This window comes from Nocardia sp. NPDC004415 (assembly GCF_053602435.1).
Map to the genome: position 1 here is coordinate 1 of NZ_JBSGDP010000005.1, position 24,929 is coordinate 24,929.

Here is a 24,929-nt window from a genome sequence, read left to right on the forward strand (position 1 = left end):
CATCAGGCGGTCCCAGACCTCCTGGCGGAAGGGTGTGCGGGCGTGCTGTTTGACCGCGGCCAGCACGACCGCGGCGAAGTCTTCGTCGGCGTAGTTGCGCCGGGCGAAGCCGACCAGGGCGAAACCGGGAGGCAGCAGCCCCTGGTTCGCCAGGTCGTAGATGGCCGGCATCAGCTTCTTACGGGACAGGTCTCCGGTGACACCGAAGATCACCAGGCAGCACGGGCCCGCGATGAAGGGGACCCGTTTGTCGCGTTCGTCGCGCAGCGGGTTCTGCCACAGCCCCGCCTGATCCGTCGATGCTGTGCCGGCCATCGGGTCAGTTGCCCCCCGCCGCCGCGGTCAGTTCGGCGGTGGTGGCCTCGATCAGCTCGCCCCACGCGGACTCGAACTTGTCGACGCCCTCGCGCTCGAGCAGGGCGAACACGTCGTCCAGGTCGATGCCGACGGCAGCCAGGTCGGCGAAGACCTGGGCGGCCTCGACCGCGTGCCCGCTGAGCGTGTCGCCGCGGACCGCACCGTGGTCGGCGAAGGCCTCGAGGGTCTTCTCCGGCAGGGTGTTGACCGTGTTCGGGCCGACCAGCTCGGTGACGTAGAGGGTGTCGGAGTAGTCCGGGTTCTTCACCCCGGTCGACGCCCACAGCGGCCGCTGCCGGTTGGCGCCCTGGGCGGCGAGGTGGTTGTAGGTGGAGGTGTGCGCGCCACCGTCGAACACGTCCTGGTACTCGGCGTAGGCCAGCCGGGCGTTGGCCACGCCCGCCTTGCCGCGCAGCGCCAGCGCCTCGGGGGTGCCGATCGCCTCGAGGCGCTTGTCGATCTCGGTGTCCACGCGGGAGACGAAGAACGAGGCGACCGAGTGGATCCGGGCCAGGTCGTGGCCGCCGATCTTGGCGTTGCGCAGGCCGTCGAGGTAGGCGCCCATCACCGCGCGGTAGCGCGGGACCGAGAAGATCAGCGTGACGTTGACGCTGATGCCCTCGCCGATCACCGCGGTGATGGCGGGCAGGCCCGCCTCGGTGGCCGGGATCTTGATGAACAGGTTCTTGCGGTCGACGATCTTCCACAGCTCGATCGCCTGGGCGACGGTCTTGTCGGCGTCGAAGGCGAAGCGCGGGTCGACCTCGATGGAGACCCGGCCGTCCACGCCGCCGGTCTGTTCGAAGACCGGGGCGAGCACGTCGCAGGCGGCGCGCACGTCGTCGGTGGTCATGGTGCGGATCGCGGCGTCGGCGTCGGCGCCCTGGGCCGCGAGTTCACGCAGCTGGGTGTCGTAGCCGTGACCCTTGCTGAGCGCGGCCTGGAAGATGCTCGGATTGGTGGTGACCCCGACGATGCCACGGGTCGCGATCAGCTCGGCGAGATTGCCGGAGTCGATCCGATCGCGGGACAGATCGTCGAGCCACACCGAGACCCCCGCGGCCGAGAGCGCGGCGAGATTCTCGTTCTGTGCCATGGTCTTTACCCCTTCACCTTGTCGAGCGAACGCTGCGCGGCGGCGACGACGGCATCGGCGGTGACACCGAACTCGCTGTAGAGCTTCTTGAAGTTCGCCGACGCGCCGAAGTGCTCGATCGAGACGATCTCGCCCGCGTCACCGACGAACCGGTACCACGGCATCGCGATCCCGGCCTCGACGACGACCCTGGCGCGCACCGCGGGCGGGAAGACCTCGTCGCGGTAGGCCTGGTCCTGCGCGTCGAACCACTCCACACACGGCATCGAGACCACGCGGGTCGGGATGCCCTGCTCCTCCAGCGTAGTGCGCGCGGCGACGGCGAGCTGCAGCTCCGAACCGGTGCCGACGAGGATCACCTGCGGGGTGCCGGTGGACGCCTCGGCCAGCACGTAGCCGCCCTTCTTGACGCCCTCGTAGCTGGTGCCCTCGAGGGTGGGCACGTCCTGGCGGGTCAGCGCCAGCGCGGACGGGCCGTCCTGGTGCGGGGTGTCGTAGGTGTGGAAGTGCGAGGTGTGCTCGTCGGAGTCACGCTCGAGGATGGTGCGCCAGGCGTAGGTGGTCTCGTTGGCGTCACCGGGGCGGACCACGTTCAGGCCCGGGATGGCGCGCAGCGCGGCCAGGTGCTCGATCGGCTGGTGGGTGGGGCCGTCCTCGCCCAGGCCGATGGAGTCGTGGGTCCACACGTAGATCGAGGGCACCCGCATGAGCGCGGCCAGACGCACGGCCGGGCGCATGTAGTCGGAGAACACCAGGAAGGTGCCGCCGTAGGGGCGGGTCGGGCCGTGCAGCGCGATGCCGTTGAGGATCGAGCCCATGGCGTGCTCGCGGATGCCGAAGTGCAGGGTGCGCCCGTACGGCTGCGCCTTCCACATGCCGGTGGAGATCGACTCCGGGCCGAAGCTCGGCTGGTTGGGCATGGTGGTGTTGTTGGACTCGGCCAGGTCGGCCGAACCGCCCCACAGCTCGGGCAGCACATCGGCGACCGCGGCCAGGAACTTGCCGGAGGCCTTGCGGGTGGCCATGCCCTTCGGGTCGGGCTCGAAGGTCGGCAGTTCCTCGGTCCAGCCCGCGGGCAGCGAGCGGGTCTGCAGGCGGTCGAACAGGGCCTTGTTCGACGGGTGCGCCGCGGCCCACGCGTCGAAGTCCTGCTGCCAGCTGGCCTTGGCCTCGGTGCCGCGGATCTGGGCCTTGCGGGTGTGCTCGATGACGGCCGGGTCGACGTCGAAGGACTTCTCCGGGTCGAAGCCCAGCGCCTTCTTCACCGCGGCCACCTCGTCGGCGCCCAGCGCGGCGCCGTGCACGCCACCGGTGTTCATCTTGTTCGGGGCCGGAAAGCCGATGATGGTGCGCAGGATGATGATCGACGGCTTGTCGGTCACCGCCTTGGCGGCCTCGATGGCGGCCTCGATGGCGACGACGTCCTCGCCGCCCTCGACGGTCTGCACGTGCCAGCCGTAGGCCTCGTAGCGCGCGGCGACGTCCTCGGTGAAGGCGATGTCGGTGTCGTCCTCGATGGAGATCTCGTTGTCGTCGTAGATCACCACGAGGTTGCCCAGCTGCTGGGTGCCCGCGATCGAGGAGGCCTCGGCGGTGACGCCCTCCTGCAGGTCGCCGTCGGAGGCGATGGTGTAGATGAAGTGGTCGAACGGGCTGGTGCCCGCCGGGGCGTCCGGATCGAACAGGCCGCGCTCACGCCGGGCCGCCATCGCCATGCCGACGGCGGAGGCCAGGCCCTGACCCAGCGGGCCGGTGGTGATCTCGACGCCGTCGGTGTGGCGGAACTCGGGGTGGCCGGGGGTCAGCGAGTCCCACTGGCGCAGCTGCTCGAGGTCGGTGAGCTCGAGGCCGAAACCGGCCAGGTAGAGCTGCACGTAGAGGGTGAGGCTGGAATGCCCACAGGACAGGACGAAGCGGTCGCGGCCGACCCAGCGCGGCTCGGTCGGGTCGTGACGCATCGTGCGCTGGAAGAGCGTGTAGGCGACCGGCGCGAGACTCATCGCGGTGCCCGGGTGGCCGTTGCCCGCCTTCTGCACCGCGTCGGCGGCGAGTACACGGGCCGTGTCGACGGCCTTGGTGTCCAGGTCCGTCCAGTCGCTGGGGTAGTTCCGCTGAGTGAGGGCGCGAATGTCGTCTGTGACTGACACGACCGTGGTTCTCCTGACCTAGGTTTCGTCGACGGCGATACATGGCAGCGGCGATGGTGTCTGGATCCGGATCGCACGCGGCCGGGGTGCGTACCGATGTACAGGAATACCCTAGAGGTGCTGCTATACCGAACCGGCGCGAACCCTGGGTGTGAGTGTAGGCCCGTTCCCGGCACGCGGGGGATGGTGACCACCCGCACGGTCGCGGGGCCCTGGCGCGGAGCGGCGTCGGCGTGGGTCTACCATCGTCTGTAGTAGTGGCCGCGCCGCAGCCGCGCGCTGCTCGTTCCATTGCCGGATGAGAAGCACAGCGTGCGAGGAGAAACAGTGCGGATCGGTCACCAGCCGGGTAGTAGCGGTGCGCACGGTAGCTCGTCGACGGCGCTGGCCGATCGCCTCGCCGGCGACAGCCTGGGCGCGCGGATCGTGCGCAAGCCGCTGGCCTACATCGCGCTCACCAAACCCCGCGTCATCGAGCTGCTGCTCGTGGCCACCATCCCGACGATGCTGCTGGCCGACCGCGGCAACGTCGACATCCGGCTGATCCTGGTCACCCTGTTCGGTGGCTGGATGGGCGCGGCCAGCGCCAACACCCTCAACTGTGTCGCCGACGCCGACATCGACAAGGTGATGAAGCGGACCGCGCGCCGCCCGCTGGCCCGCGACGCGGTGCCCACCCGCAACGCCTTCGTCTTCGGCGTGACGCTGGGCGCGCTGTCGTTCGCCTGGCTGTGGTGGCAGGCCAATCTGCTCAGCGGCGTGCTCGTCGTCGCGACGATCCTGTTCTACGTCTTCGTCTACACCAAGGGCCTCAAGCGCCGGACCTCGCAGAACGTGGTGTGGGGCGGCGCGGCCGGGTGCATGCCCGCCCTGGTCGGCTGGTCGGCGGTGACCGGCACCATCGGCTGGCCCTCGCTGGTGCTGTTCGCGGTGATCTTCTTCTGGACGCCGCCGCACACCTGGGCGCTGGCCATGCGCTACAAGGAGGACTACCGCGCGGCGGGCGTGCCGATGCTGCCGGTGGTGGCGACCGAGCAGGTGGTCACCAAGCAGATCGTCATCTACACCTGGCTGACCGTGCTCGCCACGCTGGCGCTGGTGCCCGCGACGGGTGTCATCTACGCGGCGGTCGCGCTGGTGGCCGGTGCCTGGTTCCTGCTGATGGCCCACCAGCTCTACGCCGGGGTGCGGCGCGGGGAGTCGGTCAAGCCGCTGCGGCTGTTCCTGCAGTCGAACAACTACCTGGCGGTGGTGTTCTGCGGTCTGGCCGTGGACTCGGTGCTGGGGTGGGACACCGTGGGCAGCTTCTTCGGGCTCTGATTCTTCGAGACGAACCGATGGCCGGGCCGGGTGCCCGGCCATCGGTCGTTTCCGGGGTCACCAGCGCCGGGCGAGGTGACCGTCCGGGCGGATGAGGACGTGGGCCCCGGGGTGGGCCGCGTAGGCGGTGAAGGCGTGTCCGTCGGTGTCGACGAGGGTGCCGGGGGTGTTGCCGGTACCCGTCCGGTGGATCTCGACGGTGCGGATCTCGCCGAAGAGCGGGCTGCTGTCGGTGGGGGAGGCCGGTGGTTCGCCGGGGCTCGCCGGTGCGAAGCGGAGCAGGGTCGCGTGGGGGCCGCGGAAGATGTCGAACAGGCGGATCGGGCGGCCTTGCACGTCGTGCAAGGGTGCGTCGGGTGCGCGGTCACCGGCGACGAGCGGGCCGTGGTCGGTGGGGGAGCGGTAGCTGATGTCGAGCTGGCGGGTCTCGGGGCCGCGGGCCATCGCGTCCTCGGCGCCGTCGACCAGCTTGTCCAGGAGTTCGGTGCTCAGGCCGAGGATGCGGGCGGCCACCGCGCGGCGCTCCGGTTCGTAGGTGTCCAGTGGCGCCGGGTCGCCGTGCAGGGCGGCGGCGAGTTTCCAGCCGAGGTTGTAGGCGTCCTGGACGCCGGTATTGAGGCCCTGGCCGCCGGTGGGCGGGTGTACGTGCGCGGCGTCGCCTGCGAGAAGTACCCGGCCTGCGCGGAACCGTTCGGCCAGCCGGATGTTGGGGCGCCACACGGTGATCCAGCGCAGATCGCTGAGCTCGGCACCGGCGCCGGGCGCGTGCCGGTCCATCAACTCCTGGAGGACGGCCAGGTCGGGCTCGCGATCCTCGGCCAGGGGCGCGGCGAACTGGAACAGGCGGCCGCCGGGCAGCGGTGACAGGGCGATGCCGTCGGTGGGCCGGTCGGCGGACGCGGCGAACCAGTAGCCGTATTCGTGATCGAGGGCGTCGGCGCGGACGTCACCGAGCAGCATGCGCAGGGACTCGTCGGTGCTGCCCGCGAAGGCGATGCCCAGGCGCTTGCGGACCGTGCTCGCGCCGCCGTCGGCCCCGACCAGGTAGGCGGCGCGGATCGTCTCACCGTGCTGGAGAGTGACCGTGACGCCGGTGTCGTCCTGGGTGAAATCGGTGACCGCCGTACCGAATTCGACGGTGACGCCGAGTTCGGCGAGCCGGGCCCGCAGGATGGCCTCGGTGTCGGACTGGCCGAGGACCCAGGCGTTCGGGTAGGGCACGTCCGGTGTCGGGGCGACGGGTTCGGCCATCCGGCGCTCGCTCACCGGGGTGCCGCCGAAGTAGGCGCGCATGATCGGCAGATCGCGCCCGGCGGCCAGGACCGCGTCGAGCACGCCGAGGTCGTCGAACACTTCCAGGGTGCGCGGCTGGATGCCGTCGCCGCGCGAACCGGCGAACGGCACGGCGGCCCGGTCGACGATGCGCACCGCGACGCCGCGCCGGGCCAGATCGAGGGCGAGGGTGAGCCCGGTCGGGCCCGCTCCGGTGACAACTACCTGGTCGGACATGGGAAAGCCTCCGAGACTCTTGAATGAATCATAATTCAGTGAATGTGAATTCAGTTTCACTCTTGGTACCGTCTGCTGTCAAGGAGGTGGCATCGGTGGCAGGCAGCAGGCGCGAGAAATCGGCGGAGACCGAGCAGGCGCTCAAGGACGCGGCGCGCGAACTGTTCGCCGAACGCGGCTATCTGAACACCAAGATCACCGACATCACCGCGGCCGCCGGACGTGCGGCGGGCTCGTTCTACAACCACTTCGCCGGCAAGGAAGAGCTGCTCCAGGCCCTGCTGGGCGACCTGGCCGCCGCCAGTGACGAGCGGGCGGCCGACCCCGCCCACCTCGCGGACTTCACCGATCCGGCGGCGGTGCGCTACCACGTGCGCGGGTACTGGACCTTCGCGCGGGCGAACGCCGCGGTCTTGCGGGCGATGGAGGAGGCCGCGCAGGTCAGCCCGGACTTCGCCCGCGTGATCGCGGGTTTCGGCGCCGAGCAGCGCGCCGACATCGCCGACCACGTGGCGGAATTCCCCGCGCGCGGACTCGCCCTCCCCGGCACCGTGGACGCCAGCCTGGCGATGATGTTCGCCGCCGTGGACGGCATGCTGCGCATGGTGCGCGAGGGCGCGGTGACCCTCACCGACGAGGAGGCGATCGAGTCGATCACGCGCTTCGTCTACCGCGGGCTCACCGGCCGCGACTACTGAGTCGCGCCCACCGGTTCGATAGCGCGGCGCTTGACCAGCAGGATGATCGCGAGCACCGGATAGAGCAGGATCGGCAGCAGAGTGCCGGGGTAGAAGGTCTGGTCCGGCAGGATCGCCACGCCGCTGAGCAGGGCGAAGTCGAACAGGCCGTGGATGACCGAGTTGAGGGCGTTACCCCGGCTGACCCGGCGGATCAGGTAGAAGAAATAGCCCGCCAGGCTGACGATGATCGCCTGCGGCAGCGCCGAGAGACCGTGCCCGATCACATTGGTCAGGTGTACCGCGCCGAAGACGACGCTCGACCACAGCGCCACGCGGCCCTCGGTGAGTCCGTGCGCACGCAGTACCGTCACGCCGATGCCGCGGAAGACGCCCTCCTCGCCCCAGCCGACGAACTGGGTGGCCACCAGCAGCACGAGGACATGGGCCCAGCCCTTCTCGGCCAGCGCGCCGTAGTCGATCCCGGCGGCGATGGCGACCACGAACACGATCGGCACCACCCACACCCAGGGCCGGGTGGGCCGGTCGTCGTGCAGGACCGGCCGCAACCAGCCGAGGTAGGTGATGACGCCGTAGGTGAAGGCGAGTGCGGCGCCGAGCGGGAGGATCATGCCGAAGACCACGCCGCGGGTGGTGAAGAAATCGTCCTCGCCGGACAGATGTTCCAGCGCGAGTCCGCCGAGCTGGATGATCGCCAGGTAGACCACGACGATCACGGCGAACATCGGATAGCTCAGGCGCCGGACCGTGCCCGGGGCCGCCGAGGTGGGCGTGCTCATGGACCGAATGTAGAGGCGCGGTGCCGGATCGCGGACGGGACGCGCCCGCGATCCGCCCCGGTCAGTGCCGTGCCGGCCGCGGGCGGCTCACGGCAGCAGGACGATCGAGCCGGTGGTGCGGCGGGCCGCGAGCTCGGTGTGTGCCCGCGCGGCGTCGGCGAGCGGGAAGGTGGCGCCGATCCGGAAATCGAGCGTTGCCGCGGCGATGCCGTCGAAGACATCGGTGGCGCGCCAGAGGAATTCGGCCCGGTCGCGGGTGTAGGCGCCCAGGGACGGACGGGTCAGCCAGACGGAACCGGCGGCATTGAGACGCTGCGGGTCGAACGGCGGGACCGCGCCGCTGGCCCCGCCGAACAGGGCCAGGGTGCCGCGCACCCGCAGCGAGGCCAGGCTCGCGTCGAAGGTGCTCGCGCCGACGCCGTCGTACACCGCGGCGACACCCGCGCCGCCGGTCAGCGCGCGGACGCGGTCGGCCAGGTCGTCGCCGTAGCGCAGCACCTCGGCGGCGCCCGCCGCGCGGGAGAGCTTCTCCTTGTCGTCGGTGGAGACGGTGGTGATCACCCGGGCGCCCTTGGCGGCGGCCATCTGGGTGAGCAGCAGACCCACTCCGCCCGCGCCCGCGTGGATCAGCACCGGGTCACCCGGCTCGGGACGGAACACCGACTCGACCAGGTAGTGGGCGGTCATGCCCTGCAGGAGGGCGGCGGCGGCCACGGTCGGCTCGACGCCCTCGGGCACCCGCACCGCGGCGTCGGCGTCGACGGCCACCTTCTCGGCGTAGCTGCCCGGAGCCGACGCCCACGCCACCCGGTCGCCCACGGCGAACCCGGTGACCTCCGCGCCGACCGCCGCCACGATGCCGGTGCCCTCGGAGCCCGGGATGTACGGCGTCGCCTGCGGATACAGGCCGGTGCGGAAATAGGTGTCGATGAAGTTCACGCCGATGGCCTGGGTGTCGACCAGCAGCTGACCGGGCCCGATCCGCGGGTCGGGCAGCTCCACCGATCGCAGGACCTCGGGACCACCGTGCTCGGAAACCTGAATGGCGCGCATGAGTCTCCTTTGTACACCCCGTGTTCGACACCACTCGGGGGTGGACTCGCGACTACCGGCCGGTAAACTCTCGCCCATGAGTGCTACCACCGACGCCCCGGCCGCCGTGCGGGTGCCCGCCGAGGTCGAGAAGTCCGTCGCGAAGTTCGTCGCCGAGCACGGTGGTTCGGGCACGGCCGTGCTGCAGTACATCGGTGAGCAGGGCGTGCGCATCACCCTGGTCGGGTCCGACGGCATCCTCGGCGACCGCGTGGTGGCCGATATGGCGACCGCGAAGGCGCTGGTCGAGAAGGTCGACGGGCTGGCCGAGACCGACGAGTGGAGCCGTGAGCTGGGCTCGATCGTCACCCCGCTGAAGTCGCACTGGAAGAAGATGGCCGGCTGGGTGGCCCATCAGAAGCGCTTCCCGAAGGCGCGCAACGCCGACGTCTTCGCCGGCGCGTAGGCGTCCGAGACGAGAACAGCCCGCGATCTCACCGGAGATCGCGGGCTGTCGTCGTTGTGGGTCAGGAAGCGGCCGGTACCGCCGCCGCGGGCACGTCGATCCGTTCGCGGGTGCGCAGTGACGCCCACAGCGCGGCGGTCGCCGCCGTGCACGCCGCGGCGCCGCCGACATGGATCGCGACCAGCGCGGCGGGCACATCGGTGAAGTACTGGACGACGCCGACCAGCGCCTGCGCGACGACGAGGCCGAGCACGACCCACAGCCGTGTGCGGATCGCGGGGGTCATCCCGACGGCGTAGAGGCCGAAAGCCAGCCCGATCAGCAGCGCGAGGTAGCCGACCAGCAGCTGCGAGTGCAGGTGCACCAGGGGGACGATCTCGACCTGCAACCGTTCGACCTGGCGCTCGATGCTCTTGTCGCCCGCGTGCGGACCGGCGCCGGTGACCAGCGTGCCCGCGGCGAGCACGCCCGCCAGCGCGACGCCGCTGAGCGCCGTCAGCCAGCGCAGGGGAGCGGGGACCTGCACGGTCTCGACACCGTCGTCGGGCTCGCCGATCTTGGCGTAGAGCACCACCGCCAGCCACACCATCACCATCGAGGCCAGCAGGTGCACCGCGACGGTCCACCACAGCAGACCGGTGCGCACGGTGATGCCGCCGATGATCGCCTGGACGACGGTGCCGCCGGGCATCAGCCACGCGTAGACGAGCACCTCCTTGCGCCGCCGCGCGCGCACGACCGCCAGCACGATCAGCGCCGCGCACAGCGTCACCGCGAAGGTGAGCATGCGATTGCCGAACTCGACGGTCTGATGGATGATCGGCACCTCCGACACCCCGACCGGGGTGAAGCTGCCGGGGAAGCATTGCGGCCAGGTCGGGCAGCCCAGGCCGGAGGCGGTGACGCGCACGACGGCGCCGGTCACCGAGATCCCGGCCTGGCTGAGGATCACCGCGAAGGCGATGAGCCGCTGCACCCGCAGCGAGGGGAGCGGAAGCCGGTCGACGAGTCCCAGGAAGGCGCGATACAGCACGTCATGATGGTACTGGCCGCGGATTCCGGCCCACCGGCAGGGCTACTACAGGTCGTCGTTGATCTTGTCAGCTGAAGCGGAACAGGCGGGTCGCCAGCCAGCCGCAGACCAGGCCCCAGGCCGCGAGCACCGCGACGCCGAACCAGTCGACGGTGCCGGACAGGGCCGATTCCAGGGTGAAGGCCAGCGCGCCGGAGGGCACCAGCCGCACGAGCACGGTCACCGCGGTGTGCAGCGAGTCGCCGACGAGCACCAGGCTCGCCACGCCCAGCATGATGAACCAGAGGATATTGGCCAGGGCCAGCACGACCTCGGCCTTGAGCGTGCCGCCCAGCAGCAGGCCCATGGCGGCGAAGGTCGCCGTGCCCAGAGCGATCACCAGCGCGCCCAGCGCCAGCCCGCCGAAACCGGGCCGCCAGCCCAGCGCCATCCCGATCGCGCCCAGCAGGATCGCCTGCAGCACCACCACGATCAGCACGGCCGCGCACTTGCCCGCGATCACCCCCCAGCGGGGCAGCGGGGTGGCGCCGAGGCGTTTGAGCGCGCCGTAGCGGCGGTCGAAGCCGACGGCGATGGCCTGGCCGGTGAACGCGGTCGACATCACCGCGGTCATCATCACCATGGGCACGATCTTCTCGACCCGGTGCTCACCGAGATCGCCGAACGGCAGCAGGGTGAGCCCGACCAGCAGGGTGATCGGGATGAACATGGTGAGCAGCAGTTGCTCGCCGTTGCGCAGCAGCAGCTTCAGTTCCAGCGCGGTCTGCGCGGTGAGCATGGCCGCGCGCGAGGCGGGGCGCGGGGCGGGGGCGAAGGTGCCGGGGGCGAAGCGGCTCGTGGTGTCGGTCATCCGCGCAGGTCCCGTCCGGTCAGTTCGAGGAAGACGTCTTCGAGGCGGCGCTGGTCGATGCGGATGTCGGTGGCCAGCACGTCCATCCTGGCGCACCAGGCGGTGACGGTGGCCAGCACCTGCGGGTTGATCTCGCCCTCGACCAGATAGGTGCCCGGCGTGGTCTCGCGCGGCGAGAACCCTTCCGGCAGCGCCGATTTCAGCAGCGCGAGGTCGAGCTTGGGTGGGGCGCAGAAGCGCAGCTGACCCGCGGCGCCGTGCGCGGTCACCTCGGCCGGGGTGCCCTCGGCGACGACCTGACCGTGATCGATGATCACCAGCCGGTCGGCGAGCTGTTCGGCCTCGTCCATCATGTGCGTGGTGAGCACGACGCTCACACCGTCACGGCGCAGGGCGTCGATGAGCTCCCAGACGATCAGGCGCGCCTGGGCGTCCAGGCCCGCGGTGGGCTCGTCGAGGAAGACGATCTCCGGCCTGCCCACCAGCGCGCACGCCAGCGCGAGGCGCTGCTGCTGGCCGCCGGAGAGCCTGCGGTAAGGGGTGCGGCGATTGTCCTGCAGGCCCAGGGTGGTCAGCAGCCAGTCGGGGTCGATCGGGTCGGCCGAGTAGGCGGCGACCAGGTCGAGCATCTCGCCGGCGCGCGCACCCGGGTAGGCGCCGCCGCCCTGCAGCATCACGCCGATGCGCGGGCGCAGCTGCTCGGAGTCGGCGATCGGGTCGAGACCGAGCACCCGCACGGTGCCCGCGTCGGGACGCACGAAGCCCTCGCACATCTCGACGGTGGTGGTCTTACCCGCGCCGTTGGGGCCGAGCAGCGCGAACACCTGGGCGCGCTCGACGTCGAAGCGCAGGCCGTCGACCGCGGTGGTCTCGCCGTAGCGCTTGACCACGCCGTCGACGCGGACGGCCGGTCCGGAGCGTGTCGTCACGAGGTGACACCGTATTCCGTGGCCCGCTGTGACGGAGCCGACACCCCCGTCTGGGCCCGCCACGGGAGGGTGTGCCGGGTGAGCGCGAAGAACAGACCGAAGCAGACCGCGGCAGCCAGTGCGGCACCGATGATCTGGAAGACCTGGAACTCGGCACCGCGCGGCATCACCAGCAGGGAGACGACCGCCGAGAAGGCGACGGCGGGGACGCGGAAGACGGGTTGGGTGGCCCAGGCGGCCAGGGGGACGATGGCCCAGAGCAGGTACCAGGGCTGGACCACGGGGAACAACAGCACGACCGCGCCGAGCGCGACACCCAGCGCGCCCACCGGATGCAGCCTGCCGGTTCCCGTGGCGACCAGCATCCGGACCACCACATACGCCGCCACCAGCGCGGCGATCGGCCGGGTGATCGACAACAGCGCCGTGGTGTGGTCGCCCAGGCCGAGCAGCACGCCACCGAAACCGGTGATGATCCCGATGACGGTCGGCAACGACATCCAGCTGCGCACGGCGCTGGCGGTGTTGAGCGTGAAGACCCAGCCGAAACCGAGTCCGCTCAGCGAGCTCACCAGCAGGGTCGTCACGCCCGCGATCACGCCGAGCAGCAGGGCCGCCATGAGAATGGCCTTGGGGGTGCCGCCCCAGCGTCTGGCCAGAGCCATGCCGACGAAGCCGAGGGCGATGATCGAGGTGAGTTTCACCGAGGAGGACAGCGTGATCACCACGGCACCACCGATGAGCAGGGCGTAGGCGCGACCGTCGAAGGGTGGGAGATTCGTCGCGGTGAGCCGGTCGGGTGTGCCGCCGTCACCGTAGATCGCCCGCAGCATCAACTCCACACCCGCCAGCATCAGCCCGAGCATCAGCGCGTCGTTGTGCACCCCACCCACCAGATGGAACAGCACCAGCGGATTGGCCGCGCCCAGCCACAGCGCGCTCACCGGCGCCACCCCGCACCGCACCGACAGCCGCGGCAGCGCCCACACGATCAGCGCCACACCGGCCAGCGCCAGCAGCCGGTGCACCCAGACCCCGGCGATGATGTTGTCGCCGGTCAGCTCCGCGATGCCGCGCCCGATCCAGAGGAACAGCGGGCCGTAGGGGGCGGGGGTGTCGCGCCAGATGGTCGGCACATTGTTGGTCAGGACGTTGTCGATGCCGAGCCCGGCCACCGGGCCCTCGACGTACGGGTCGATGCCGCGCGCGGCGATCTCGCTCTGCGCCAGATAGGAGTAGACGTCGTTGCTGAACATCGGCGGGGCGACGCTGAGCGGGATGATCCACAGCAGCAGCGTGCGATCCAGCTGCGAACGCGAGAGCCGGTGCAGCGGCGAGCCTGCCAGTCCGCCGACCGCGAAGCGGCCGAGCAGCAGCCACGCGCCGATCACCAGCACGGTGCCGAACATGCACATGGCCAGCGAGCCGGTGTGCGCGCGGGCGAAGATGCCGAGCACCCGGACGCCCGAGACCGGGTTCTGGTGCACGGGCTGCGCGCCGATGCCCAGCGCGGCGATCGCCATGAGGACGGTGCCGGTCGCGCCCATCAGGCGGATCCGGTCGAGCTGGGCCCGCTCGTTCTTGTCGAGCCCGGGCACCTCGCTCTCGTCGCGGTGCAGGACCGCCACGGTGTGATCGGGTGTCGGCACGTCGAGCCCGAGAGCCCGCCTTCCGAACGCCAGTGTCTTGCGCGCCGCGCCCTCCAGTACCGCCACGAACACGGAGCCTAGTGGGCCGGGACCCGATTGTTTCCCCGCCGGTGGGCTCCGCCGCGCCGACCAGCGCGGAAACCGGTGGTGTCGCGCCCCGGCCGGGCGGGCGTCAGAGCTGGCCGATGGTCGGTGGGGCGCCGACGAGTACCACCGGCGGTTCGCCGCGCTGCACGGCGGCGGCCGCGATGATGACCGCCAGGCAGATCACCGCGACACCGGTGAGCGCGGCCCAGCCGATGCGCTGCGCAGCCTCCTGGTTCTCGGTCGACACCCAGCCCGGCACGAACAGGATGCTGAGAGCGCTGAGCGTACCCGCGGCGAGTCCACCGAGCGGCCCCCAGAGTGAGGCGTCCAGGATCGCGAAGTTGATCACCACGTTGACGCCGATCGTCACCAGCATCACGGTCAGGCTCTGCCGCAACTTGATCAACGCCACGGTGATCGCGCCGAACAGGCCCCAGACCGCGCCGCTCGTACCGGCGGTGGCGCCGATCGGGTCGGTCAGCGCCATCGCCGCGGCCGATCCGCCCAGCAGCGACACCAGGTACACGGCGGTGAAGTGCGCCCGCCCGAATGCTCGCTCCAAGTCCCGCCCCGCGACGTAGAGGGCGTACATATTGACCAGGAGGTGAATCGCACCGTAGTGCAGGAACCCCGACCCCAGCAGCCGGATCCATTCTCCGTCGGCCACCAGCCGCGGCACCAGCACCCACTCCCGGAACAGTGCCGATCCGCGACTGTTGTCCATGATGCTGCCCGCTTGTGCGGCGGTGATGACATAGACCAGCACACAGAACCCGATCAACCCGTAGGTCGTGACCGGAACAGCCACACCCCCGGCCCGCGCGCCATCGATGGTCCGCCCCTGCTGCTCGCCCTGCGCCGCGCAGTCCATGCAGTGCTGGCCACCGGCCGCTGACCGCTGACATTCCTGGCAGGTGGGCCGTCCGCACCGCGCGCACGCGAGGCCGGTGGGCCGGTCGGGATGACGGAAACACATCACTGTGAGCGGGTTCGACACACTGTTGATCGTGCCAGACTCGCACCCACCCGTCTGAGCGGTTGATCACGCCACCGACGCGTGGTGATCAACCGCCGAGGAAGTGGTCGAGGGCGGCGTTCATGACGCGGTGGCTCGTGACGACCATCGAACAACGGTGGTGGGAGGGGTGGGGCTGGTGGGGTGGTGGGGTTGTGCGATGGGTCACCTCGGGGTGGGGGATGGGTGGGGGTGGAGGGCGTGCACCTGGGGTTTTGCTGGGGGTGGGGGTGGGGTGGGGGTCTTCGGTGCAGGTCAGGGCACCCTTTGTCAGGGGACCCTTATTAGATTTAGGGAAGTAATTCCGCCACACTGGTGTTGTGAAAACCGTGGGTTTGCGGGCAGGCGAGGACGGGACCGGTCGTAAGACGACCGGCGCCCGGTCGTCGGCGCTACCCGCGGCGACGGCGCACGAAGGGCAGACCAGGGCGGCCATCGTCCAGTTGCTGCTCGAAGAGGGGCCGATCACGGCGACGGCGATCGGCACCGCGCTCGGGCTCGCGCCCGCGGGCGTGCGCAGGCACCTCGACGCGCTCATCGACGCAGGCCAGGCACGGGCGAATCGCTCGGCGCCCTGGCAGCAGAAGGGGCGGGGCCGTCCCGCCAAGCAGTACCAGCTGACCGCGGCGGGCCGGGGCAACCTGGGCCACGCCTACGACGATCTGGCCGGGGCGGCGATCCGCCAGCTCGGTGAGATCGGCGGCGACGCGGCGATCACCGAATTCGCGCGCAAGCGGGTCCGCACGATCGTCGACGGCATCGAGCCGGTCGCCGAACACACCGCTCCCCAGATCGAGGCCAAGGTGTCCGAGATCGCGGAAGCCTTCGCCGACGCCGGTTTCGCCGCCACCACCCGCCAGGTCGGTGCCGGTGTGCAGATCTGTCAGCACCACTGCCCGGTGGCCCACGTGGCCGAGGAGTTCCCGCAGTTGTGCGACGCCGAACTGGACGCTTTCCGGGACCTGCTCGGCACCCATGTGCAGCGACTTGCGACGATCGCCAACGGCGATTGCGCGTGCACCACCCATGTGCCGTTGGTCGCGGTACAGAAAACAGCTTCCACCCCATCCGCCGCACAGCCCGCGGCGGGACGAACGAACGACTCCGGAAGGAGTGCCGAATGACGACTGCCGCCGATCAGGTGCAACCGCTCACCCAAGACGAAACCATCGCCTCGCTGGGCACGTACGGTTACGGCTGGGCCGACTCGGACGAGGCCGGCGCCAGCGCGCAACGCGGTCTGTCGGAAGCTGTCGTTCGCGACATCTCGGCCAAGAAGAGCGAGCCGGAGTGGATGCTCGACATCCGCCTCAAGGCGCTGCGCATCTTCGATCGCAAGCCCATGCCGAACTGGGGTTCCAACCTCGACGGCATCGACTTCGACAACATCAAGTACTTCGTGCGCTCCTCGGAGAAGCAGGCCGAGAGCTGGGAAGACCTGCCCGAGGACATCAAGAACACCTACGACAAGCTGGGCATCCCCGAGGCGGAGAAGCAGCGGCTGGTCTCCGGTGTCGCCGCGCAGTACGAGTCCGAGGTCGTCTACCACTCCATCCGCGAGGACCTGGAGAAGCAGGGCGTCATCTTCCTCGACACCGACACCGCGCTCAAGGAGCACCCGGAGATCTTCCAGGAGTACTTCGGCTCGGTGATCCCCGCCGGTGACAACAAGTTCTCCGCGCTCAACACCGCCGTGTGGTCGGGTGGCTCGTTCATCTACGTGCCGCCGGGCGTGCACGTCGACATCCCGCTGCAGGCCTACTTCCGGATCAACACCGAGAACATGGGCCAGTTCGAGCGCACCCTGATCATCGTCGACGAGAACGCCTACGTGCACTACGTCGAGGGTTGTACAGCCCCGATCTACAAGTCGGACTCGCTGCACTCCGCGGTCGTGGAGATCATCGTGAAGAAGGGCGGCCGCTGCCGCTACACGACCATCCAGAACTGGTCGAACAACGTCTACAACCTGGTCACCAAGCGGGCCAAGGCCGAGGCGGGCGCCACCATGGAGTGGGTCGACGGCAACATCGGCTCCAAGGTCACCATGAAGTACCCGGCGGTCTGGATGACCGGCGAGCACGCCCACGGCGAGGTCCTGTCGGTGGCGTTCGCCGGTGTCGGCCAGCACCAGGACACCGGTGCGAAGATGCTGCACCTGGCCCCGCACACCTCCTCGACCATCGTGTCGAAGTCGGTGGCGCGTGGTGGCGGGCGCGCGTCCTACCGCGGTCTGGTCCAGATCAACAAGGGTGCCCACGGCTCCAAGTCGACGGTGAAGTGCGACGCGCTGCTGGTCGACACGATCAGCCGCTCCGACACCTACCCCTACGTCGACATCCGCGAGGACGACGTGACCATGGGCCACGAGGCGACGGTCTCCAAGGTCTCCGAGGACCAGCTGTTCTATCTGATGAGCCGCGGCCTCACCGAGGACGAGGCGATGGCCATGGTGGTGCGCGGCTTCGTCGAGCCCATCGCCAAGGAACTGCCGATGGAATACGCCCTCGAGCTGAACCGCCTGATCGAACTGCAGATGGAAGGAGCCGTCGGCTGATGGCCGTGGACAACGTTGCCGAGGCCGCCGAGGCTCGCATTCCCGCGATCAACAAGGGCGAGGTCTTCACCTCGTTCGACGTGAACGCGTTCGAGGTGCCTTCGGGCCGCGACGAGGAGTGGCGGTTCACCCCGATCCGCCGTCTGCGCGGTCTGCACGACGGCACCGCCGTGCGTGACGGGCAGGCCACCGTCGAGGTCACGCCGGTCGAGGGTGTCACGGTGGAGACCGTGGACCGTACCGACGCCCGGCTCGGCCAGGCCGGTACTCCCGCCGATCGGGTCGCCGCCCAGGCGTATTCGGGCTTCGAGACCGCCACCGTCGTCTCGGTGGGCGCGGAGACCGAGGTCGCCGAACCCGTCACCGTGACGATCACCGGCCCGGGTGAGGGCAAGACCGCCTACGGTCACCTGCAGGTCCGCCTGGGCAACTTCGCCGTCGCCACCGTGGTCATCGACCAGCGCGGCAGCGGAACCTACGCCGAGAACGTCGAATTCGTGCTCGGGGACAGTGCCCAGCTCACCGTCGTCGCGGTCCAGGAGTGGAACGAAGACGCCGTGCACACCACCGCGCACCACCTGAAGCTGGGGCGCGACGCCACCGTGCGGCACTTCGCGGCCACCCTGGGTGGCGAGCTGGTCCGGCTCACCGGCACCGTGCGCTACGCCGGTCCCGGCGGCGAGGCGGAGCTGTTCGGCCTGTACTTCGCCGACGCGGGCCAGCACTTCGAGCAGCGGTTGCTGGTCGATCACTCCGAGCCCAACTGCAAGTCCAATGTGCTGTACAAGGGTGCGCTGCAGGGTGATCCGGCCTCGGCCAAGGGTGACGCGCGCACCGTGTGGGTCGGCGACGTGCTCATCCGCGCCGCCGCGGAGGGCACCGACACCTACGAGGCCAACCGCAACCTGGTGCTCACCGACGGCGCGCGCGCCGACTCGGTGCCGAACCTGGAGATCGAGACCGGCGAGATCGCCGGTGCCGGACACGCCAGTGCCACCGGCCGTTTCGACGACGAGCAGCTGTTCTACCTGCGCGCTCGCGGCATTCCCGAGGACGTCGCCCGCCGCCTGGTGGTGCGCGGCTTCTTCCACGAGATCATCCAGAAGATCGCGGTCCCCGAGGTCCGGGAGCGGCTCGAGGCGGCCATCGAGGCCGAGCTCGCCACTGTCGGTATCTGACACACACTTACTCCCCACGAAGGAATCCGAATTCGATGACCACCTTGGAAATCAAGGACCTGCACGCCGAGATCACCACGCCCGAGGGTGAGGCCAAGAAGATCCTCAACGGCGTGAACCTGACCGTGCGCTCCGGCGAGACCCACGCCATCATGGGCCCCAACGGCTCGGGCAAGTCGACGCTGTCCTACGTGATCGCCGGTCACCCCAAGTACACCGTCACCCAGGGCACCATCACCCTCGACGGTGAGGACGTGCTGGAGATGTCGGTCGACGAGCGCGCCCGCGCCGGGCTGTTCCTGGCCATGCAGTACCCGGTCGAGGTCCCCGGTGTCTCGATGTCGAACTTCCTGCGCACCGCCGCCACCGCCGTGCGCGGCGAGGCCCCCAAGCTGCGTACCTGGGTCAAGGAGGTGAAGGAGTCGATGAAGGAGCTCGACATCGATTCCGCCTTCGCCGACCGCTCGGTGAACGAGGGCTTCTCCGGTGGCGAGAAGAAGCGTCACGAGGTGCTGCAGCTGGGTCTGCTCAAGCCGAAGATCGCGATCCTGGACGAGACCGACTCGGGCCTGGACGTCGACGCGCTGCGCATCGTCTCCGAGGGCGTCAACCGCTACAAGGAGCGCGAGAACGGTGGTGTCCTGCTGATCACGCACTACACCCGCATCCTGCGCTACATCCAGCCCGACTTCGTGCACGTGTTCGTCGGCGGCAAGATCGTCGCCGAGGGCGGTTCCGAGCTGGCCGAGGAACTCGACGCCAACGGCTACGTGCGCTTCACCTCCGCGACCGCTGGAGCCTGACATGACCGCCACGGTGCCCGCCCTCGACGTCGCCCGGATCCGGGCCGACTTCCCGATCCTGAACCGCACGGTCCGGGACGGGAAACCGCTGGTGTACCTGGATTCCGGCGCGACCTCGCAGCGCCCGCTGCAGGTGCTCGACGCCGAACGCGATTTCCTGCTCACCCGCAATTCGGCGGTGCACCGTGGCGCCCACCAGCTCGCGGAGGAGGCCACCGACTCCTACGAGGACGCCCGCGTGGCCATCGCGCGCTTCGTCGGCGCCGACGCCGGGGAGATCGTGTTCACCAAGAACGCGACCGAGTCGCTGAACCTGGTGGCCAACGCCTTCGGCGACGACCGGTTCCCGCACAAGGTGGGCCCGGGCGACGAGATCGTCATCACCGAGCTCGAACACCACGCGAATCTCGTTCCGTGGCAGGAACTCGCGCGCCGCACCGGCGCCACGCTCAAGTGGTACGGCATCACCGACGACGGCCGCATCGACCTGGACTCGCTCGAACTCTCGCCCGCGACCAAGGTTCTCGCGTTCACCCACCAGTCGAATGTGACCGGCGCGGTGGCCCCGGTGGCCGAATTGGTCCGCCGGGCACAGGAAGTCGGCGCGCTGGTCGTGCTCGACGCCTGCCAGTCGGTGCCGCACATGGCGGTGAACTTCCGTGAACTCGGCGTGGACTTCGCCGCGTTCTCCGGGCACAAGATGCTCGGCCCGATGGGTGTGGGCGGTCTGTGGGGCCGTCGGGCGCTGCTCGAGCAGACCCCGCCCTACATCACCGGCGGGTCGATGATCGAGACCGTCACCATGGAGAAGACCACCTACGCGCCGCCGCCGCAGCGCTTCGAGGCGGGCACGCCGATGACCTCGCAGGTCGTCGGGCTGGCCGCCGCGGTCCGCTACCTGGAGGACCTCGGTATGGACGCGATCGCCGCGCACGAGCACACGCTCACCGGCGCCGCGCTCGAAGGTCTGCGCGGCATCGAGGGCGTCCGGATCATCGGGCCCACCGAGAACGTGGACCGTGGTGGCGCGGTGGCCTTCGTGGTCGACGGCATCCACGCCCACGACGTGGGCCAGATCCTCGACGACCAGGGCGTGGCCATCCGCGTCGGGCACCACTGCGCCTGGCCGCTGCACCGCCGCTTCGGTGTCGCCGCCACCGCGCGGGCGTCCTTCGCCGTGTACAACACCCTCGACGAGGTCGACGCGCTGGTCCAGGCCGTGCGGAAGGCTCAGAGCTTCTTCGGAGTTGCATAGACCATGCGCATGGAGCAGATGTACCAGGAAGTGATCCTGGACCACTACAAACACCCGCACCACCGCGGGCTGCGGGAGCCGTTCGGTGCCGAAGTGCACCACGTGAACCCGACCTGCGGTGACGAGGTGACCCTGCGTGTGCACCTCGACGACGCCGGCGAGGTCGCCGACGTCTCCTACGACGGTCAGGGCTGCTCGATCAGCCAGGCCGCCACCTCGATCCTCACCGATCAGGTGATCGGGCTGCCGGTGCAGCAGGCGCTGAAGGTGGTCGACTCCTACAGCGAGATGATCTCCAGCCGCGGCACCGTCGAGGGCGACGAGGACGTGATCGGTGACGGCATCGCACTCGCGGGCGTCGCCAAATACCCGGCGCGCGTGAAGTGCGCACTGCTGGGGTGGATGGCGTTCAAGGACGCCGTCGTGCAGATCGCCTCGGCCGAAGAAGCCAAGCCTGCCATGGGAAATGGGGAAGCGTGATGACTGAGACACCGGCCGCCGAGCCCACCGAAGCCGCCGCTCCCGAGGTGGAGCTGACCCCCGAGCAGGTCCAGCACCTGGAGGACCTCGAGGAGGCCATGCGCGATGTCGTCGACCCCGAACTCGGCATCAATGTCGTGGACCTCGGCCTGGTCTACGGCATGTCCGTGGACGCGGAGAACATCGCCACCCTCGACATGACGCTCACCTCGGCGGCCTGTCCGCTGACCGACGTCATCGAGGACCAGTCCCGCAACGCGCTGGTGCGCAGCGGCCTGGTCGAGGACCTGAAGATCAACTGGGTCTGGATGCCCCCGTGGGGCCCGGACAAGATCACCGAGGACGGTCGCGAACAGCTGCGCGCCCTCGGCTTCACGGTCTAAGTACTGCTGTCCCGCAGGCCCGGATCCCTCGTGGATCCGGGCCTGCGGCGCGTTGTCACCGGGTATTGCGGCCGTGGCTGTGATCGGTGGTGATACCGGTCCGAACCCGCTGTGATTCATGCCATTTCCACCTGGGCGCAGGCGTCGTCGGTGGTCAAATGAGCGGTTCCGGATTCCCGGAACAGGTTTCACGAGGAGAGTTTACGAATGAGTTTCATGGGTAAGGCCGGTCTCGCGGTGGCGGCGCTCGGTCTTGCGGCCGGGTCGGTGCTCGGTGCCGGTTCGGCGAACGCGGTGCCGCTCGAGCAGTGGGGCGCGCTGGCCTTGGACGCGGACTGGTCGAACGTCGGCCGCGCCATCGACTACTCCACGCGCGCCGAGGCCGAGGCCGCCGCGCTGGAACAGTGCGCCGCGGACGGCTGCGCCATCGAGGTCACCTGGACCAACGGGTGCTTGGCCCTGGTGGAGAACGATGACTACATCGCCTGGGGCAAGGGCGCGGACCGCGCCGAGGCCGAGCAGCAGGCCTACCTCGCGCTGACCGAGGGAACCCCGCAGAACCTGCTGGTCAACGTCGGCTCGTCGCAGCTGGCGGGCGGCACCCTGATCGACACGGTCTGCACCAGCAACGCCAGCTGAGAGCCCCAGCGATCGGGTCTGGATCCGGTGCGGGTCCGGGCCTATCGTCTCGGTGCACCATCCATTTCCAGAGGAGATCTTTCGAATGAGTTTCATGGGTAAGGCCGGTCTCGCGGTGGCGGCGCTCGGTCTTGCGGCCGGGTCGGTGCTCGGCGCCGGTTCGGCGAACGCGGCAGGCGACCAGTGGGCCTCGGTCGCGCTCAGCGACAACGAGGCCATCTACGGCATCAGCGTGAACGAGGGCAGCGCCGACGCCGCCATCGCCGCGGCGATCGCCGACTGCCACCTTGCCGACTGCAACGAGGTCATGACCTGGGCCAACGGCTGCGGCGTGCTGGTCCAGAGCAACGAGGGCCTCGCCTGGGCGTCCGGCCCGACCCGGGCCGACGCCGAGCGCACGGCCTACGAGAACCTCACCGAGCTGACTCCGACCGCCATGCTGGCCAACACCGGTTCGGCGAATCTGAGCGGCGCGCACGTGGTCGACGCGATCTGCACCGCCAACGCGCGCTGATCATCACGTGACCGACAGGGCCCGGATCCGCAGGGATCCGGGCCTTGTCGTCGTCAGAGGCTCTGGTTGTCCACCACCGAGGCGATCCAGACGCCGATCATGTCCGCGGTGGAATCGATGACGACCTCGCGATCGAGTCCCTCGTCCTCCATGCCGACCGATCGCAGCGCGGTGGCGAAACCCGCGTTGAGCAGGATGAACGCCATCGTGTCGATATCGATGCCACGCGTCGGCCCGAGCATCTGGATCAGGTACAGCTTGATGATCATGCGCAGGCGCGGTTCGAATTCGGGAATGCCGCTGCCGTAGAACTGCAGGTCCGCGACCAGTGCGCGCACCAGCGGTCCGTTGGCGACCAGGATCTCCACCGCGATCCGGATGACCTCGGCGACGGCGTCGCGGGGGGTCTTGTCCGCCGAGTTCACCAGCAGCCGCCCGTACCGCTCCTCGACCTGCAGGAACATGCTGTCGGTGAGCTCCTTGACGATCTCCTCGCGGTCGCTGAAATACCGGTACAGCGTGCCGATGCTCAGACCCGCCTCGGCGGCGATCTTGTTGGTCGACGTGTTGGCGATACCGCGAGTGCCGAAAAGCTGAGCGGATACCTCGAGAATGTGGCTTCGTGTCTCCTTCGCCCGATCCTGTTTCGGGCGTTTGCGCTGCTTATCGACTTGCGGTGGCATCTGTGGACCTCGGTGCAAAGAGGAGTAGAAGGTGAGTAGTCACTCATCCTAGAGTCATGATCACGAACAAACCGGAGTGTATGCCATCACATCGGCACGACTCCGGAGGAGAACCACCACCGGTGGCACCGGTCCGGTGTGGAAGGAGGAGTCGACGATGACGATCCCACTGAGCGGGGCGACGCTGTGGCAGCCCCTGCGCGATGTCCGGACGATGACCCCGCGGCTGGTCGGCCATTTCGTCGACACCGTGGCGACCTGCCGGACCCTGCCCGGGGACGCCATCGCCGGTGACGTCACGGCGATCACGCGGATGTGCCTCGAGCTCGTCAGCGGTCTGCTCGACGGGCGCGACGAGGTCGAGAAGCTCAACCGGCTGGCCGTGGCCGCCGGGGGCTGGGCGCGCGAGGGGGTGCCGATCGACACCATCCTGCACGCCTTCCACGAGGGATTCCAGCTGGCGTTCGACGCGGTGTTCCAGGACGCGGCCACCTCCGACCCGGCCGGCCTGATCGACGGATTCCGCCGGGCGACGGCCATTTCCGACCAGCTGTGCACGACGGTGACCCGCGCCTACATCCGCGAGCACCGCGACATCGCCGGCGAGCACCACACCGCGGTGCACACGCTCACCTCGGCGCTGCTGGCCGGGCAGCCGACGCTGACCATGGCGCGCGAGTGCGGGATCGCGGTCGCCGAGGCGTATTCGGTGCTGGCGCTGTCGATCCGGGAGCATCCCGACGAGCACGACCCGCGGCTCAACGGCGCGGTGGTGGCGCGGCGCAAACTGCGCCGGGTGCAGGCCGAGCTGGCGCATCGCTGTGGCGAGCAGGTGCTCTCGCTGCTGTCGGTCGACGGCGGCACCCTGCTGATCCCCGCCGAGCTGGTCGCCGAGGAGCGGCTCGACGCGCTGATCGAGGCGCTGTCGCGGGCGGCCAGGGTGGACGTGATGGCGGCGCTGGTGCCCGCGACCACGGCGGAGATCCCCTCGGCCGCGCAGCGCGCGCACGAACTGCTCGACATGGTCGAGCGGCTGGACTGCCCGCCCGCGCTCTACCGCTTCGGGGACCTGGCGCTGGAATACCAGCTCACCCGGCCGGGTCCGGGCCGCGCCCGGCTCGGGGAACTGCTGGCGCCGTTGGAGAGTCATCCGGAGCTCTACGAGACGCTGCGGGTGCACATCGCCAACAACATGAACCGTCAGCGCACCGCCCGGCTGCTGCACATCCACACCAACACTGTCGACTACCGGCTGCGGCGGGTCGCGCAGCTGACCGGGCTGGATCCGACGCACGCCTCGGGGCTGTGGCAACTGCGCTCGGCGATGATCGCGCGCAGCTTCCACACCGGCCCGTCGGTTGTGGCCGATCCCAGCGGAACGCACCGGCCTCGGTCGGATGCCCAGAGGTGTCCCGCACCGGGACTCGGCGGCGCGCGCTCGGCCTAGATTCGGCGCCACCGGAGTGTGAG

The 24,929-nt window shown here is 69.6% G+C and carries 24 protein-coding genes and 1 pseudogene; 13 read left to right on the top strand and 12 right to left on the bottom strand.

Annotation, left to right across the window (positions count from 1 at the left end; all coding sequences use genetic code 11):
* From ACWEMY_RS03585 to tkt, 3 genes and pseudogenes are all read right to left on the bottom strand, one after another.
* Window positions 1-315: pseudogene (locus tag ACWEMY_RS03585) on the bottom strand (glucose-6-phosphate dehydrogenase); the annotation flags it as partial.
* Window positions 316-319: 4 nt separating this feature from the next.
* Window positions 320-1,453 carry a transaldolase gene (gene tal, locus ACWEMY_RS03590; protein ID WP_452388729.1) on the bottom strand — a complete coding sequence of 378 codons (1,134 nt, stop codon included), beginning with the start codon at window positions 1,451-1,453 and terminating at the stop codon, window positions 320-322.
* Window positions 1,454-1,458: 5 nt separating this feature from the next.
* The gene (gene tkt / locus ACWEMY_RS03595) at window positions 1,459-3,600 is read right to left on the bottom strand and encodes a transketolase (RefSeq protein WP_452388730.1); all 2,142 of its coding nucleotides are present in this window, start codon (window positions 3,598-3,600) and stop codon (window positions 1,459-1,461) included.
* 327 nt (window positions 3,601-3,927) lie between these two features.
* On the opposite strand from tkt, the gene ACWEMY_RS03600 reads away from it, so the two are divergent.
* Window positions 3,928-4,920, top strand: coding sequence for a heme o synthase (locus tag ACWEMY_RS03600; protein WP_375928620.1), 993 nt, complete (start codon window positions 3,928-3,930; stop codon window positions 4,918-4,920).
* Between the two features lie 57 nt (window positions 4,921-4,977).
* Here the strand turns inward: ACWEMY_RS03600 and ACWEMY_RS03605 are convergent, their stop codons facing one another.
* Entirely contained in the window at window positions 4,978-6,429 is a 1,452-nt protein-coding gene (locus ACWEMY_RS03605) for an FAD-dependent monooxygenase (RefSeq protein WP_452388731.1), read from the bottom strand.
* Window positions 6,430-6,524: 95 nt separating this feature from the next.
* Here ACWEMY_RS03605 and ACWEMY_RS03610 point away from each other — a divergent pair, with 95 nt between their 5' ends.
* Entirely contained in the window at window positions 6,525-7,127 is a 603-nt protein-coding gene (locus ACWEMY_RS03610) for a TetR/AcrR family transcriptional regulator (RefSeq protein ID WP_375928616.1), read from the top strand.
* On the opposite strand, the gene ACWEMY_RS03615 is transcribed toward ACWEMY_RS03610, so the two are convergent.
* Together ACWEMY_RS03615 and ACWEMY_RS03620 are read right to left on the bottom strand one after the other, a co-directional pair.
* Entirely contained in the window at window positions 7,121-7,906 is a 786-nt protein-coding gene (locus ACWEMY_RS03615) for a CPBP family intramembrane glutamic endopeptidase (protein WP_452388732.1), read from the bottom strand. The two genes, ACWEMY_RS03610 and ACWEMY_RS03615, sit on opposite strands and share 7 nt — an antisense overlap.
* A gap of 87 nt (window positions 7,907-7,993) precedes the next feature.
* Complete coding sequence (locus tag ACWEMY_RS03620; RefSeq protein WP_452388733.1) at window positions 7,994-8,959, bottom strand: quinone oxidoreductase family protein; 966 nt, start codon at window positions 8,957-8,959, stop codon at window positions 7,994-7,996.
* A 76-nt stretch (window positions 8,960-9,035) separates the two neighbouring features.
* Here ACWEMY_RS03620 and ACWEMY_RS03625 point away from each other — a divergent pair, with 76 nt between their 5' ends.
* Window positions 9,036-9,404, top strand: a complete 369-nt coding sequence (locus tag ACWEMY_RS03625) for a hypothetical protein (protein WP_375928610.1) — start codon at window positions 9,036-9,038, stop codon at window positions 9,402-9,404.
* A 61-nt stretch (window positions 9,405-9,465) separates the two neighbouring features.
* On the opposite strand, the gene ACWEMY_RS03630 is transcribed toward ACWEMY_RS03625, so the two are convergent.
* From ACWEMY_RS03630 to ACWEMY_RS03650, 5 genes are all read right to left on the bottom strand, one after another.
* A complete protein-coding gene (locus ACWEMY_RS03630; protein WP_452388734.1) occupies window positions 9,466-10,437 on the bottom strand; it encodes a COX15/CtaA family protein in 972 nt (323 codons plus the stop codon).
* Between the two features lie 67 nt (window positions 10,438-10,504).
* Entirely contained in the window at window positions 10,505-11,287 is a 783-nt protein-coding gene (locus tag ACWEMY_RS03635; RefSeq protein ID WP_375928606.1) for an ABC transporter permease, read from the bottom strand.
* Entirely contained in the window at window positions 11,284-12,216 is a 933-nt protein-coding gene (locus tag ACWEMY_RS03640) for an ABC transporter ATP-binding protein (protein ID WP_375928604.1), read from the bottom strand. Before ACWEMY_RS03640 ends, ACWEMY_RS03635 begins: the two co-directional genes overlap by 4 nt.
* Entirely contained in the window at window positions 12,213-13,931 is a 1,719-nt protein-coding gene (gene mptB / locus ACWEMY_RS03645) for a polyprenol phosphomannose-dependent alpha 1,6 mannosyltransferase MptB (RefSeq protein ID WP_452388735.1), read from the bottom strand. Before mptB ends, ACWEMY_RS03640 begins: the two co-directional genes overlap by 4 nt.
* Window positions 13,932-14,037: 106 nt before the next feature.
* Window positions 14,038-14,928, bottom strand: coding sequence for a rhomboid family intramembrane serine protease (locus ACWEMY_RS03650; protein WP_452388833.1), 891 nt, complete (start codon window positions 14,926-14,928; stop codon window positions 14,038-14,040).
* A gap of 359 nt (window positions 14,929-15,287) precedes the next feature.
* Between ACWEMY_RS03650 and ACWEMY_RS03655 the strand changes: the two genes are divergently transcribed.
* The 9 genes from ACWEMY_RS03655 (at window position 15,288) to ACWEMY_RS03695 (ending at window position 22,776) form a co-directional block, all read left to right on the top strand.
* Window positions 15,288-16,091 (top strand): helix-turn-helix transcriptional regulator, encoded by an 804-nt coding sequence (locus ACWEMY_RS03655; RefSeq protein ID WP_336083923.1) that lies wholly within the window; start codon window positions 15,288-15,290, stop codon window positions 16,089-16,091.
* Window positions 16,088-17,524, top strand: coding sequence for a Fe-S cluster assembly protein SufB (gene sufB / locus ACWEMY_RS03660; RefSeq protein WP_375928598.1), 1,437 nt, complete (start codon window positions 16,088-16,090; stop codon window positions 17,522-17,524). Before ACWEMY_RS03655 ends, sufB begins: the two co-directional genes overlap by 4 nt.
* Window positions 17,524-18,702 carry a Fe-S cluster assembly protein SufD gene (sufD, locus tag ACWEMY_RS03665; RefSeq protein WP_375928596.1) on the top strand — a complete coding sequence of 393 codons (1,179 nt, stop codon included), beginning with the start codon at window positions 17,524-17,526 and terminating at the stop codon, window positions 18,700-18,702. The genes sufB and sufD overlap by 1 nt, the downstream gene beginning before the upstream one ends.
* 35 nt (window positions 18,703-18,737) lie before the next feature.
* Window positions 18,738-19,505: a Fe-S cluster assembly ATPase SufC gene (gene sufC / locus ACWEMY_RS03670; protein WP_375928594.1), complete on the top strand. Its 768-nt coding sequence runs from the start codon at window positions 18,738-18,740 to the stop codon at window positions 19,503-19,505.
* A gap of 1 nt (window position 19,506) precedes the next feature.
* Window positions 19,507-20,760 carry a cysteine desulfurase gene (locus ACWEMY_RS03675; protein ID WP_452388736.1) on the top strand — a complete coding sequence of 418 codons (1,254 nt, stop codon included), beginning with the start codon at window positions 19,507-19,509 and terminating at the stop codon, window positions 20,758-20,760.
* Between the two features lie 3 nt (window positions 20,761-20,763).
* Window positions 20,764-21,240, top strand: a complete 477-nt coding sequence (gene sufU / locus ACWEMY_RS03680) for a Fe-S cluster assembly sulfur transfer protein SufU (protein WP_278264315.1) — start codon at window positions 20,764-20,766, stop codon at window positions 21,238-21,240.
* On the top strand, window positions 21,240-21,623 hold the full coding sequence (locus ACWEMY_RS03685) for a metal-sulfur cluster assembly factor (protein WP_375928590.1): 384 nt from the start codon (window positions 21,240-21,242) through the stop codon (window positions 21,621-21,623). Before sufU ends, ACWEMY_RS03685 begins: the two co-directional genes overlap by 1 nt.
* Window positions 21,624-21,830: 207 nt before the next feature.
* A complete protein-coding gene (locus ACWEMY_RS03690) occupies window positions 21,831-22,262 on the top strand; it encodes a DUF4189 domain-containing protein (protein WP_452388737.1) in 432 nt (143 codons plus the stop codon).
* 85 nt (window positions 22,263-22,347) lie between these two features.
* Window positions 22,348-22,776, top strand: coding sequence for a DUF4189 domain-containing protein (locus ACWEMY_RS03695; RefSeq protein ID WP_452388738.1), 429 nt, complete (start codon window positions 22,348-22,350; stop codon window positions 22,774-22,776).
* Window positions 22,777-22,829: 53 nt separating this feature from the next.
* Here ACWEMY_RS03695 and ACWEMY_RS03700 read toward each other — a convergent pair whose 3' ends face one another.
* A complete protein-coding gene (locus ACWEMY_RS03700) occupies window positions 22,830-23,459 on the bottom strand; it encodes a TetR/AcrR family transcriptional regulator (RefSeq protein WP_452388739.1) in 630 nt (209 codons plus the stop codon).
* A 157-nt stretch (window positions 23,460-23,616) separates the two neighbouring features.
* Here ACWEMY_RS03700 and ACWEMY_RS03705 point away from each other — a divergent pair, with 157 nt between their 5' ends.
* Window positions 23,617-24,906, top strand: a complete 1,290-nt coding sequence (locus ACWEMY_RS03705; protein ID WP_375928582.1) for a PucR family transcriptional regulator — start codon at window positions 23,617-23,619, stop codon at window positions 24,904-24,906.
* The last annotated feature ends 23 nt before the right edge of the window (window positions 24,907-24,929 follow it).